Annotated in this window: 12 protein-coding genes; all 12 read right to left on the reverse strand. The window is 71.6% G+C overall.

The annotated features are described in order from the left end of the window. A partial coding sequence (locus ACWJ6R_RS18395; protein WP_449063399.1) for a DUF6596 domain-containing protein occupies positions 1-673 on the reverse strand: 673 nt, incomplete at its 3' end. A gap of 6 nt (positions 674-679) precedes the next feature. After that, positions 680-1,087, reverse strand: a complete 408-nt coding sequence (locus tag ACWJ6R_RS18400) for a YciI family protein (RefSeq protein WP_189235909.1) — start codon at positions 1,085-1,087, stop codon at positions 680-682. A gap of 236 nt (positions 1,088-1,323) precedes the next feature. Then, positions 1,324-2,289 (reverse strand): TIGR03557 family F420-dependent LLM class oxidoreductase, encoded by a 966-nt coding sequence (locus ACWJ6R_RS18405; RefSeq protein ID WP_449063400.1) that lies wholly within the window; start codon positions 2,287-2,289, stop codon positions 1,324-1,326. A gap of 97 nt (positions 2,290-2,386) precedes the next feature. Next, positions 2,387-3,892, reverse strand: a complete 1,506-nt coding sequence (gene araA, locus ACWJ6R_RS18410) for an L-arabinose isomerase (RefSeq protein WP_449063401.1) — start codon at positions 3,890-3,892, stop codon at positions 2,387-2,389. 26 nt (positions 3,893-3,918) lie between these two features. Further along, positions 3,919-4,611 carry an L-ribulose-5-phosphate 4-epimerase gene (locus ACWJ6R_RS18415; RefSeq protein ID WP_449063402.1) on the reverse strand — a complete coding sequence of 231 codons (693 nt, stop codon included), beginning with the start codon at positions 4,609-4,611 and terminating at the stop codon, positions 3,919-3,921. 124 nt (positions 4,612-4,735) lie between these two features. Then, positions 4,736-6,424 carry a ribulokinase gene (araB, locus tag ACWJ6R_RS18420; RefSeq protein WP_449063403.1) on the reverse strand — a complete coding sequence of 563 codons (1,689 nt, stop codon included), beginning with the start codon at positions 6,422-6,424 and terminating at the stop codon, positions 4,736-4,738. A 53-nt stretch (positions 6,425-6,477) separates the two neighbouring features. Continuing rightward, the gene (locus ACWJ6R_RS18425; RefSeq protein ID WP_449063404.1) at positions 6,478-6,939 is read right to left on the reverse strand and encodes an ABC transporter permease subunit; all 462 of its coding nucleotides are present in this window, start codon (positions 6,937-6,939) and stop codon (positions 6,478-6,480) included. After that, positions 6,936-7,475, reverse strand: coding sequence for an ABC transporter permease subunit (locus ACWJ6R_RS18430; protein WP_449063405.1), 540 nt, complete (start codon positions 7,473-7,475; stop codon positions 6,936-6,938). Before ACWJ6R_RS18430 ends, ACWJ6R_RS18425 begins: the two co-directional genes overlap by 4 nt. After that, positions 7,472-8,524 (reverse strand): ABC transporter permease, encoded by a 1,053-nt coding sequence (locus tag ACWJ6R_RS18435; protein ID WP_449063406.1) that lies wholly within the window; start codon positions 8,522-8,524, stop codon positions 7,472-7,474. Before ACWJ6R_RS18435 ends, ACWJ6R_RS18430 begins: the two co-directional genes overlap by 4 nt. Further along, positions 8,521-10,032 (reverse strand): sugar ABC transporter ATP-binding protein, encoded by a 1,512-nt coding sequence (locus ACWJ6R_RS18440; protein ID WP_449063407.1) that lies wholly within the window; start codon positions 10,030-10,032, stop codon positions 8,521-8,523. Before ACWJ6R_RS18440 ends, ACWJ6R_RS18435 begins: the two co-directional genes overlap by 4 nt. Before the next feature lie 81 nt (positions 10,033-10,113). Further along, positions 10,114-11,103: an ABC transporter substrate-binding protein gene (locus ACWJ6R_RS18445; RefSeq protein WP_449063408.1), complete on the reverse strand. Its 990-nt coding sequence runs from the start codon at positions 11,101-11,103 to the stop codon at positions 10,114-10,116. Positions 11,104-11,196: 93 nt separating this feature from the next. Beyond that, positions 11,197-12,180: a LacI family DNA-binding transcriptional regulator gene (locus ACWJ6R_RS18450; protein ID WP_449063409.1), complete on the reverse strand. Its 984-nt coding sequence runs from the start codon at positions 12,178-12,180 to the stop codon at positions 11,197-11,199. Positions 12,181-12,498 lie beyond the last annotated feature (318 nt).

Consider the following 12,498-nt stretch of genomic DNA (forward strand, 5'->3'; position numbering starts at 1 on the left):
GCCTGCCGCCGGAGCCGGTCCGGGCCGGCCGCCGCGCGTGGTGCAGCAGCATGAGCGCGAGCAGTCCCGCCACCTCGGGGTGGTCGATCGCGGCCGCGAGCCGCCGGGTGAGCCGGATCGCCTCGGCGGCCAGATCGACGTCGCCGGAGTAGCCCTCGTTGAAGACCAGATAGAGCACGCGCAGCACCGTGGCGACGTCGCCGGGCTGGTCGAACCGGACGCCCGAGACGGTCCGCTTGGCCCTGCTGATGCGCTGGGCCATGGTCGCCTCCGGCACGAGGTATGCCTGCGCGATCTGGCGCGTGGTCAGGCCGCCGACCGCGCGCAGGGTGAGCGCGACGGCCGAGGCCGGTGTCAGCGACGGGTGCGCGCACAGGAAGTACAGCCGGAGCGTGTCGTCCCCCTCCCGGACCGGGCCGGGCGCGGGCTCGTGCTCGACGCGTACCTCGCGGTGCCGCCGGGAGGCGTCGGCGCGGGCGGCGTCGAGGAACCTGCGCCAGGCCACCGTGACCAGCCAGCCCTTGGGGTCGCGCGGCGGGTCGTCCGGCCACGCGCGCACGGCCTCGACCAGGGCGTCCTGCACGGCGTCCTCGGCCGCCGCGAAGTCGGCTCCGCGACGGACGAGGACGCCGGTCACCGCTGGGGTGAGGGTCCGCAGCAGGACCTCGTCCACCACGCGTCACTCCGTGATGGTCGGGGGCGCGGCCAGGAACGGGCGCACCTCGAGCCATTCGTGGATCGGCTTCCCGCCCGCTCCCGGAGCCGCGGACAGCTCGCCGGCCAGTTCGAGCGCCCGCTCGTAGGTCTCGACGTCGATCACCATCCAGCCGGCGATCAGGTCCTTGGTCTCGGCGAACGGGCCGTCGGTGACCGGCGGCCGTCCCTCGCCGTCGTAGCGGACGAACGTGCCCTCCGGGGAGAGCGCCTGGCCGTCGACGAACTCGCCGGTGACCACGAGCCGGTCGGCGAAGTCGTGCATGTACCGCATGTGGGCCGAGATCTCCTCCGGCGTCCACTGGTCCATCGGCACGTTGTTGACCGGAGCCGGGGCGCCGCGGTAGTGCTTCAGCAGAAGGTACTTGGCCATCGTGTTCTCCTCGGTGCTCGTGCGGCCCATTGTGGCCGTTGTTCACTGCGAGGACGGAGCCGCGCCCGGATTCTCGACATCCCACCGCGATGTTTTTCCGACGGACTTCGACGGCACCCTGACACTCCCCGTGCCGGAGCCGTCCCGCGGCCTGCGCCACGTGGTGCAGGCCGCGGGACCGGGCGGGGCGGACGGACCGGGCGGGGCGGACGGCCGCTCCAGCCGTGCCGTACGGCTCACCCCCGCCGGAGGGCGGGCAGCAGTTCCTTCTCCGACCAGTCGATGAACGCGCGCTGGTGCTCGGCGCCGATCTGGACCAGCGCGACGTGGGTGAACCCGGCGTCGGTGTACGCGCGGACGGCCTCGACGACCGCGTCCACGTCGGCGCCGCACGGGATCTTCTCCGCGACGTCCTCCGGGCGCACCGTCTCGGCGGCGGCGGCGAAGTTGACCGGGGCCGGCAGCTCGGCCATGACCTTCCAGCCGGGCAGGGCCCAGCGCCAGAGCCGGTGCGCGCGCTCCACCGCCGCGTCGCGGTCCGGGTCGTAGCTGACCGCCAGCTGGCCGTAGACCGGTCTGCCCTGGCCGCGCGAGTCGTTGAACCAGCGCACCAGGTCGGTGTCCGGGTCCACCGCGACGAGCGCGTCGCCGTACCGGGCGGCGATGTCGCCGGACTGGGTGCCGGAGGCGGCGATCGCCAGCGGCACCGGCTGCTCGGGCAGGTCGAACAGCTTGGCCGAGTCGACGTCGAAGTACTCGCCCCGGTAGGTGAAGTAGCCGCCCTCGAAGAGGCCCTTGATGATCTCGATGGCCTCGCGGAACATCTCGTGCCGGGTGTTGACGGGCGGCCAGCCCTGGCCGATCACGTGCTCGTTGAGGTTCTCCCCCGCGCCCAGCCCGAGCGTGAACCGGCCGCCGGACAGCACCCCCACGGTGGCCGCCTTCTGCGCCACCACCGCCGGGTGGTAGCGCATGATCGGGCAGGTCACGTAGGTCATCAGCGGCAGGTTCTCCGTGGCGTACGCCGCCGCGCCGAGCACCGACCAGGCGTACGGCGAGTGCCCCATCTCCTCCAGCCACGGGAAGTAGTGGTCGGAGACGACCGCGTAGTCGAAGCCGGCCCGCTCGGCCGCGACCACGTCGTCCACCAGCTGCCGGGCGGGCGTCTGCTCGCACATCATCGTGTATCCGATTCGCGTCATGCCCGGGCTCCTACCCGCCCCGCCCCCGGTCTCTCCCGGGGGCGGGGGCGGGCAGGGCCCTTCCGACGCGGCGGCAGGCCCCGGACCGGGCGGCGGCTCAGAAGCCCTGGGCCAGGCGGTAGTAGGCCTGGTTCCAGCGCAGCTCCTTGGCGAACTGCCGGGAGGTGGTGTCGGCGTCGATGACGAGCAGCTCGACGCCGAGCATGTCGGCGAAGTCGGTGAGCTCCTCGGCGCCGATCGCGGCCGACAGCACGGTGTGGTGCGGGGCCCCGGCGGTGAGCCAGGCCTCAGCGGAGGTGCGCAGGTCCGGCCGGGGCCGCCACACCGCGCGGGCCACCGGCAGGTTCGGCAGCGGCGCGGCGGGCTCGACGACGTCGATCTCGTTGGCGACCAGCCGGAACCGCTCGCCCATGTCGGCCAGGCCGACCACCACCGCGGGGCCGGGCTCGGCGTCGAAGACGAGCCGGACCGGGTCCTCCCGGCCGCCGATGCTCAGCGGGTGGATCTCGCACGACGGCGTGCCGGAGGCGATCGTCGGGCAGACCTCCAGCATGTGCGCGCCGAGGATGAGCTCCTGGCCCGGGTTCAGGTGGTAGGTGTAGTCCTCCATGAACGAGGTGCCGCCGGGCAGGCCCGCCGCCATCGTCTTGAGCGTGCGCAGCAGCACCGAGGTCTTCCAGTCGCCCTCGCCGCCGAAGCCGTACCCGTCGGCCATCAGCCGCTGCACGGCCAGGCCCGGCAGCTGCCGCAGGCCGCCGAGGTCCTCGAAGTTCGTGGTGAACGCGCCGAACCGGCCCGCCTCCAGGAAGCCGCGCAGGCCCAGCTCGATGCGGGCGGCGTAGCGCAGCGAGTCGTGGCGCTCGCCGCCGGAGCGCAGCTCGGGCGCGACCTTGTAGACGTCCTCGTACTCGCCGACGAGCGCGCCGACCTCGGCGTCGGAGGCGGCGTCGACGGCCGCGACCAGGTCGTTGACTCCGTAGGTGTTGACCGAGACGCCGAAGCGCCGCTGCGCCTCCACCTTGTCGCCCTCGGTGACGGCCACGTCCCGCATGTTGTCGCCGAAGCGGGCCAGCCGGAGCGAGCCGACCTCGGCGCGCCCGGCGGCGGCCCGGGACCAGGCGCCGATCCGGGCCGCGACCGACGGGTCGCCGACGTGCCCGGCGACGGTCTTGCGGGGCACGCCGAGCCGCGACTGGATGTAACCGAACTCGCGGTCGCCGTGGGCGGCCTGGTTCAGGTTCATGAAGTCCATGTCGATGGAGTCCCAGGGCAGCGCCATGTTCGCCTGGGTGTGCAGGTGCAGCAGCGGGGTGCGCAGCGCGTCCAGCCCGGCGATCCACATCTTGGCCGGGGAGAAGGTGTGCATCCAGGCGATGACGCCGATGCAGGCGTCGTCGGCGTTCGCCTCCAGGCAGACGCGGCGGATGGCGTCGGCGTCGGTGAGCACCGGCTTCCACTCCACGCGGAACGGCACGGCCTCGGCGTCGTTCAGCGCCGCGGCGATCTGCCGGGACTGCTCGGCCACCTGGCGCAGCGTGTCCTCGCCGTACAGGCCCTGGCTCCCGGTGAGGAACCAGATCTCGCGGCCGTTGAGGGACTTCATCTGTTCGGACTCCTTGTACATGCGGTTCAGCGCTGCCCGTAGACGTTCTGGTAGCGGTCGTGGAGGCGGTCGATGTCGGCCTGGGCGATCGGCAGCGGCTCGCCGAGCTGGCGGGCGACGTGCACGGTCCGGGCGACGTCCTCGCACATGACTGCGGCCTTCACCGCGGCGCGGGCGTCCTTGCCGATGGTGAACACCCCGTGGTTCTGCATGAGCACCGCCGGGGAGCGGTGGCCCTCCAGTGTGGCGACGACGCCCTTGCCGATGTCGTCGTTGCCGATCAGCGCGAACGGTCCCACGGGGATCTCCCCGCCGAACTCGTCGGCCATCGCGGTGAGCACGCACGGGATCGCCTCGCCGCGGGCCGCCCAGGCCGAGGCGTAGGTCGAGTGGGTGTGCACGACGCCGCCGACGTGCGGCATCGCCCGGTAGACGTAGGCGTGCGCGGCCGTGTCGCTGGACGGGGCGAGGTCGCCGTCGACCAGGTTGCCGTCCAGGTCGCACACCACGATCGACTCGGGCGTCAGGTCGTCGTAGGAGATGCCGCTCGGCTTGATGACGAACAGGTCCTCGCCGGGCACCCGGCCGGAGACGTTCCCGGCGGTCCAGGCGACGAGGCCGTAGCGGACCAGCTCGTCGTGGAGGCGGCAGACGGTCTCCCGCAGGGCGCTGACGGCGCCGGCGACGCTGCCGGTGGTGGTGGAGGTGGCGGAGCTCATCGGTTCTCCCCGGCCGGCCGCCGAGGCCGGCGCGAATCGGTGGGACGGTGGTCGGAAGCGCCCGCGGGCGCAGGCGCGGACACGGCCGCGGACACGGGTGCGGACGCGGGCGCGGCGGGACGGCTCACGCGCTCGCCTCGTTGCGCAGGGCCCGCAGCCGGTGCAGGACGTCGTTGCGGCCGGCGTCACCGCCGGCGGAGTCCTCGCCCCGGCCGAAGTGGTCGTGCAGGCGGCGGTACTCGGCGTACAGCCGGTCGTAGGCGTCGGCCCGCTCCGGGTCGGGCAGGTAGGCGGCCTCGGTGCGCTTGCCCATCGCGGCGGCGGCGGCGGTGATGTCGGGGTAGGCCCCGGCGGCGACGGCCGCGTGGATCGCCGAGCCGAGGGCGCAGCCCTGCTCGGAGCCGATCACCGACAGGGGGCGGCGCAGCACGTCGGCGTAGACCTGCATGAGGAAGCGGTTCTTCAGCAGCCCGCCGGCGACGACGAACTCCCGCACCGGCACGCCGGAGGACTCGAACGCCTCCACGATCGTGCGGGCGCCGAAGGCGGTGGCCTCGATGAGCGCCCGGTAGGTGTCCTCGGGTCGGGTGGCGAGCGTCTGGCCGACGACCACCGCCGACAGGTCGTGGTCGACGAGCACCGACCGGTTGCCGTTGTGCCAGTCCAGCACCACCAGGCCGTGCTGCCCGACCGCCTGCTCGGCGGCGAGGGCGGCCAGGTGCTCGTGCACCGAGACGCCCTTGCGCTCGGCCTGGCGCTCGTAGGAGCCGGGCACGCAGGTGTCGACGAACCAGCCGAAGATGTCTCCGACGGCGGACTGGCCCGCCTCGTAGCCCCACAGCCCCGGCACGATCCCGTCGCGGACCACGCCGCACATGCCGGGGACCTCGGCGAGGCTGTCGGAGGGCATGATGTGGCAGGTCGAGGTGCCCATGATCGCGACCATCTGGCCGGGCCGTACCGCATCGGCGGCGGCGGCGGTGACGTGCGCGTCGACGTTGCCGACGGCGACCGCGATGCCCTCGGGGAGTCCGGTCCACCCGGCGGCCGTCGCGGACAGCGTGCCCGCGAGGCCGCCGAGCGGCACCGGTTCCGGGCCGAGCTTGCCGGTCAGACCGGCGAGGGCGGGATTCAGCTCGGCCAGGAAGTCGTCGGACGGGTAGGCCCCGTCCTGGCGGATCGCCTTGTAGCCGGCCGTGCAGACGTTGCGGGTCTGCACACCGGTCAGCTGCCAGACGATCCAGTCGGCGGCCTCGATCCAGTGGCCGGCGGCGGCGTAGACCTCGGGGTCCTCCTCCAGCACCTGCAGCGCCTTGGCGAACTGCCACTCCGAGGAGATCTTCCCGCCGTAGCGGGGCAGCCAGGTCTCGCCCCGCTTGGCGGCGGCGGCGTTGATCCGGTCGGCGTGCGGCTGGGCGGCGTGGTGCTTCCAGAGCTTCGGCCAGGCGTGCGGCCGGGCCGCCAGGCCCTCGGTCTCGCACAGGGGGGTGCCATCGGCGGCGGCCGGCAGCACCGTGCAGGCGGTGAAGTCGGTGCCGATGCCGACGACCTGCGCCGGGGAGATCCCCGCGGCGATGACCGCCTCCGGTACGGCGGTGCGCAGGACCTCGCGCCAGTCCTCCGGCGACTGCAGCGCCCAGTCCGGCCCCAGCCGCACGTCCGTGCCGGGCAGCCGGTCGTCGATCACCCGGTGGGGGTACTCGTGCACGGCACTGCCCAACTCGGCTCCGTCGGCGACCCGGACCACCACGGCGCGGCCGGACAGCGTGCCGAAGTCGACGCCGACCACGTATCGGTCGCTGTTAGCGTTCACACTCTCTCCTGGTTCAGAGGGATTCACGAGGTACGGCTCCACAGGGGGGCGGGTCACGTCCGGCGTGCGGAGATGAGGCGCTGGAGCAGGATGAAGGCGAAGAGCAGCAGCCCGATGAAGATCTTGGTCCACCAGGAGCTGAGGGTGCCCTCGAAGCTGATGATCGTCTGGATCAGGCCGAGCACGAGCACCCCCAGGACGGTGCCCGCGAGGTAGCCGGACCCGCCGGTCAGCAGGGTGCCGCCGATGACGACCGCCGCGATCGCGTCCAGTTCCATGCCGAGCGCGTTGAGACCGTACCCGGAGAGCGTGTAGAGCGAGAACAGCACGCCGCCGAGCGCGGAGCAGAAACCGCTGATCGTGTAGACCGCGATCTTCGTCCTGGCCACGGGCAGGCCCATGAGCAGCGCCGACTGCTCGCTGCCGCCGATCGCGTAGACGTTGCGGCCGAGCCGGGTGTAGTGCAGCACGTACACCGCGGCGCCGGCCACCGCCAGGGCGATCAGGACGCTCACCGAGACGGACATCCCGCCGGCAGCTCGATCCGCGCCTGAGCCACGGCCGTGTAGGCCGGGTCGGTGATCGAGATCGAGTCGGTGCCGATCACGTAGCACAGGCCCCGGGCCAGGAACATGCCTGCCAGCGTGACGATGAACGGCTGGATGTCGAAGTAGTGGATGATGCAGCCCATCGCCAGGCCGAGCACCGAGCCGATGAGCAGCACGAGCGGGACCACCAGCAGCGGCGGCCAGCCGCCGTCCGTCATGAGGCTCGCCGAGAGCATCGTGGACAGGGCGACCACCGCGCCGACCGACAGGTCGATGCCGCCGGTGAGGATCACGAAGGTCATGCCGACGGCGACCACGAGCAGGAAGGCGTTGTCGATGAAGACGTTGAGCACGACCTGCCCGCTGGCGAACCCCTCGTAGCGCACGCCGCCGGCGACGAACATCGCCGCCAGCAGGCCGGCCGTCGCCAGGACGGGGATGTAGGCGCTCCGGAGGCGGCCGGGCAGCCGCAGCCGGGCAGAGGTCAGGATGCCCGAGCTCATGCCGGAACCTCCACCTTCTCGTCGTCGGTGGCCTGGGGCGCGGCCGGTCGGCGGCGCCCGCGGCGCTGGAAGACCTTCTCGCGGAAGGCGGGGGACTGCACCAGGCACACGACGGTCACCACGAGCGCCTTGAACAGCAGCGTGGTCTCCGGCGGGATGCCGATCGAGTAGATCGTGGTGGTCAGCGTCTGGATGACCAGCGCGCCGAGCACGGTGCCGCCGAGCGAGAACCGGCCGCCCATCAGGGAGGTGCCGCCGATCACCACGGCCAGGATGGCGTCGAGCTCGATCCACAGGCCCGCGTTGTTGCCGTCGGCGCTGGAGACGTTGGAGCTGATCATCAGTCCGGCGATGCCCGCGCACAGGGCGCAGAAGGCGTAGACCGTCACGGTCAGCCCGCGTGAGCGGATGCCCGCCAGCCGGCTCGCCGTGGCGTTGCCGCCGATGGACTCCACCAGCAGTCCCAGGGCCAGGCGGCGGGTGAGGAACGCGGTGAGCGCCAGGACGGCCAGCACGATGAGGATGCCGAACGGGAGCGTCAGCCAGTAGCCGCCGCCGATGAGCTTGTAGGAGGCGCTGTTGACGGTGACGATCTGGCCGTCGGTGATCAGCTGGGCGAGGCCGCGCCCGGCGACCATGATGATCAGCGTCGCGATGATCGGCTGGATGCCGATGCCGGCGACCAGGAACCCGTTCCAGGCGCCCAGCACCAGCGCCAGGCCCAGGGCCAGACCGACGGCGGTCAGCACGCCGCCCACGTCGTTCTGGTCGGGCAGGCCGCTGATGTGCAGGCAGGCCAGGGCTCCGGAGATGGCCACGACCGAGCCGACCGACAGGTCGATGCCGCCGGTGGCGATGACGAGCGTCATGCCGATCGCCACCAGGATCAGCGGCGCGCCGAAGCGGAAGATGTCGATGAGGCTGCCGTAGAGGTGGCCGTCCTTCATCTCGATGGACAGGAAGCCCGGCGTGAACGCCACGTTGGCCGCCAGCAGCAGGACCAGGACGGCGGCCGGCCAGAAGAGGCGGTGCCTGACGAACGCGGTCATGCGCGGCCTCCGCTCGCGATGGTCTCCATGAGCACTCCGGTGGTGAGGCCGTCGTCGTTGGGCAGCTCGGCCACCAGCCTGCGGTCCCGCAGGACGGCGACCTTGTGGCTGAGGCGGAGCACCTCCTCCAGCTCCGCGGAGACGAACAGCACGGCCATGCCGCCGTCGGACAGCTCGGCGACCAGGCGCTGGATCTCCGCCTTCGCGCCGACGTCGATGCCGCGGGTGGGTTCGTCCAGGATGAGCAGTCGGGGTTCGAGGATGAGCCAGCGGGCCAGCAGAACCTTCTGCTGGTTGCCGCCGCTGAGGTTCCTGACCAGCTGCTCGGGGTTGGCCGGGCGGATGTTCAGCGCGGTGATGTACTTGTCGACCAGCTCGTCCTGGGTGCGCCGGGGGATCGGCCGGCTCCAGCCGCGCATCGCCTGCAGCGCCAGGACGATGTTCTCCCGGACGGTGAGGTCGGGGATGAGGCCCTCGGCCCGCCGGTTCTCCGAGCAGAACGCGACCCCGCGGTTCATCGCCAGGCGCGGGGTGCGCAGGGTGACGGGCTGGCCGTCGATCCGCAGCGCGCCGGTGCTCGCGTGGTCGGCGCCGAACAGCAGCCGGGCGATCTCGGTACGGCCCGAGCCGAGCAGCCCGGCCAGGCCGACCACCTCGCCCTTGTGCACGGTGAGCGTGAACGGCTCGATCGCGCCGCTGCGGCCCAGCTCCTCGGTCTGCACCAGCGGCTCGCTCGTCCGCGCCGGCGGCCTGTCCTCCAGCTTCTCCAGGTCGGCCAGCTCCCGGCCGATCATCTTGCCGACCAGCTCGACCTGGCCGAGCTCGCTGGTGAGGTACTCCCCCACCAGGCTGCCGTTGCGCAGGATCGTCATCCGGTCGGAGATCTCGTAGATCTGGTCGAGGAAGTGGGAGACGAACAGGATGGCGATGCCCTCGGCCTTGAGGCGGCGCATCACCCGGAAGAGCTGCTCGACCTCGCCGCTGTCGAGACTGGAGGTCGGTTCGTCGAGGATGAGCACCCGGGCGGAGATGTCGACCGCGCGGGCGATGGCCACCATCTGCTGGACGGCCAGGGAGTAGGAGGACAGCGGCGCCGAGACGTCGATGTGCAGGTCGAGCCCGGCGAGCAGTTCGGCGGCGCGCCGCCGCATCCGCTTCCACTGGATCCGGCCCAGGCGGCGCGGCTCGCGGCCGATGAAGATGTTCTCCGCGACCGAGAGGTTCGCGCAGAGGTTGACCTCCTGGTAGACCGTGCTGATGCCGGCCTGCTGCGCCTGGAGGGGTCCGGCGAAGACGACGTCCTGGCCGTTCAGGGTGATCCGGCCGCCGTCGATGTCGTAGACGCCGGTGAGCACCTTGATCAGGGTCGACTTGCCTGCGCCGTTCTCCCCCATGAGCGCGTGCACCTCTCCGGGGAGGAGCCGGAAGTCGACGCCGGACAGCGCCTTCACGCCGGGGAACTCCTTGCAGATCCCGCTCATCTGCAGGATCGGGGCGGGGGGTGCCATTGCGGCGTCCCTTTCCTTCGGGGGGGGCGGGCCGCTCGCGGAGTGCGAGTCCGCAAGCGGCCCGGTCCGGTCAGTATCCGGTCAGTACGGGCGGGTGGGCAGGGCGGCCTTCGCCTGCTCGGGGGTGAACGTCGTCTCCTCGGTCAGCACGCGCGCGGGCACCTGCTCACCGGCGACGACCTTCTTGGCCAGGTCCATCAGCTGCGGGCCGAGGATGGGGCTGCACTCGACGATGAAGTTGATCTTCCCGTCGGCGAGCGCCTGCATGCCGTCCTTGACCGCGTCGACCGTGATGATCTTGATGTCCTTGCCGGGGACCTTGCCGGCGCCCTCGATCGCCTCGATGGCGCCCAGGCCCATGTCGTCGTTGTGCGCGTAGAGCACGTCGATGTCCGGGTTGGACTTCAAGAAGGCCTCCATGACCTCCTTGCCCTTGGCCCGGGTGAAGTCGCCGGTCTGCGAGGCGATCACCTTGAACTTGGACTCGGCGCCGATGACCTCGGCGAACCCGGCCTTGCGGTCGTTGGCGGGCGCGGAACCGGTGGTGCCCTGCAGCTCGACGATGTTCACCGTGTCGGTGGAGTCCTTGTACTCCTCCACCAGCCACTTGCCGGCCTTGCGGCCCTCCTCGACGAAGTCGGAGCCGAGGAAGGTCTTGTAGAGGCTGGTGTCGGCCGAGTCCACCGCGCGGTCGGTGAGAATCACCGGGATCTTGGCGTTCTGGGCCTCCTTGAGCACGTTGTCCCAGCCGGACTCCACGACCGGCGAGAAGGCGATGACGTCCACCTTCTGCTGGATGTAGGAGCGGATCGCCTTGATCTGGTTCTCCTGCTTCTGCTGGGCGTCGGAGAACTTGAGCTCGATCCCGGCGGTCTTGGCCGACTCCTGGATGGACTTGGTGTTGGCCGTGCGCCAGCCGCTCTCCGCGCCCACCTGGGCGAAGCCCATGGTGATCTTGCCGTCGTCCGCTCCGCCAGAGGAGGCGGTGGTGTCGCCACCCCCGCATCCCGCCGCGGCCATGATGGTGACACCGGCCAGCAGCAGCGCTGACATCCTCTTGAACACGATCATCGTTCCTCTCTTCTCACGATTTCGTGAGCGTGTTTCCGTTAGCGTTAACATCACGTCGCGACGTCACCCCCGATCCCTCCGCGACGGGCTTTCTCAGGCCGGCGAGGTGCTGGCCCTGATCACGAGCTCCGGCGGGACCACGAACGCCTCGCGGACCCGCTGCTCGCGCGTCTCTATCCGCCGGAGCAGCACCTCGATGCTGCGCCGGCCCACCGCGGCGAAGTCCTGCCTGACCGTGGTGAGCGGCGGCGAGAAGAACTCCGACTCGGGGATGTCGTCGAAGCCGGCCACGCTGATCCGGCCGGGCACGCGCACCCCCTCCTCGGCGAACGCCCTCAGCACGCCGAGCGCCATCTGGTCGTTGGCCACGAACACCGCCGTGACGCCCTCCATCCCGGCCAGGCGCCGCCCGGCCTCGTATCCCGAACGCGGACTCCAGTCGCCGGGCAGCACCTCGGGCGCCTCCCTGCCGGCGTCGGACAGCGCCGCCCGCCAGCCCTGGATCCGCCCTTCGGCCTCCAGCCAGTCCGACGGGCCGCTCACGTGCCAGACCGTCTCATGGCCGAGTCCGAGCAGGTGCTCGGTGACCAGCCGGGCGCCCTCGACCTGGTCGACGCTGACCGTGGAGACGTCCCCGGCCTCTCCGCCCTCGACGGCCACCACGGGGATGCCCGCCGGCAGGTCGGCCAGCGCGCGGGCCGCCGACCGCTGCGGGGCGACCACGACGATCCCGTCGACGGCCTGCTCCGCGAGGTAGTCGAGCGCGTCGCGCACCCCTGCCCGGTCGATGGACTTGAGACTGACGATGCTGACGAAGTAACCCGCCGACCTGGCCGCCTGCTCGATGCCGTAGACGGTGCTCGCCGGGCCGTACAGGGTCGTGTCGAAGCTGACGACGCCGAGCGTGCGCGAGTGCCGGGTGACCAGGGCGCGGGCCACGAGGTTGCGCCGGTAGCCCAGCTGGTCGATCGCGTCCATGACCCGGGTGCGGGTCTCGGCGCGGACGTTGGGATGGTCGTTGAGCACCCGCGAGACCGTCTGGTGCGAGACCCCCGCCAACCGGGCCACGTCCGCCATCACGGGAAGACGTTCCTTGCTCGGTGCCACGGGCGGTTCCCCTCATCGGTTGCGGATGGCCTGGGACAGACTGTGAACGCTAACAACGCGTCTCGTCAAGCACTCTCCGGATTACGGTCGTATCACATCGCGACCGCGTGAAACCCGCCGTTAACCCGCTCTTGACGCACAGGGCCTCGGGCCCTTGAATGTTGGGAGCTCGTGTTGTTAGCGTTCACATTACCGCCCCCGCCCACCTGCGCCGGAGGCGGCGCTCACGGCCCGCTCCCGCGCGATCCGCGTGGAGCCGGCCGGGCGGGAGCCGCGGCGTGCCGGCGG

Source organism: Planomonospora algeriensis (genome assembly GCF_977012225.1).

Bases quoted from the DNA above. Each gene is read 5' to 3' on its own strand.
- ACWJ6R_RS18445 (WP_449063408.1), bottom strand. From the start codon at position 11,103: ATGATCGTGTTCAAGAGGATGTCAGCGCTGCTGCTGGCCGGTGTCACC.
- ACWJ6R_RS18405 (WP_449063400.1), bottom strand. From the start codon at position 2,289: ATGACGCGAATCGGATACACGATGATGTGCGAGCAGACGCCCGCCCGG.
- ACWJ6R_RS18440 (WP_449063407.1), bottom strand. From the start codon at position 10,032: ATGGCACCCCCCGCCCCGATCCTGCAGATGAGCGGGATCTGCAAGGAG.
- araA (WP_449063401.1), bottom strand. From the start codon at position 3,892: ATGAAGTCCCTCAACGGCCGCGAGATCTGGTTCCTCACCGGGAGCCAG.
- ACWJ6R_RS18430 (WP_449063405.1), bottom strand. From the start codon at position 7,475: ATGAGCTCGGGCATCCTGACCTCTGCCCGGCTGCGGCTGCCCGGCCGC.
- ACWJ6R_RS18450 (WP_449063409.1), bottom strand. From the start codon at position 12,180: ATGGCGGACGTGGCCCGGTTGGCGGGGGTCTCGCACCAGACGGTCTCG.
- ACWJ6R_RS18400 (WP_189235909.1), bottom strand. From the start codon at position 1,087: ATGGCCAAGTACCTTCTGCTGAAGCACTACCGCGGCGCCCCGGCTCCG.
- ACWJ6R_RS18415 (WP_449063402.1), bottom strand. From the start codon at position 4,611: ATGAGCTCCGCCACCTCCACCACCACCGGCAGCGTCGCCGGCGCCGTC.
- ACWJ6R_RS18435 (WP_449063406.1), bottom strand. From the start codon at position 8,524: ATGACCGCGTTCGTCAGGCACCGCCTCTTCTGGCCGGCCGCCGTCCTG.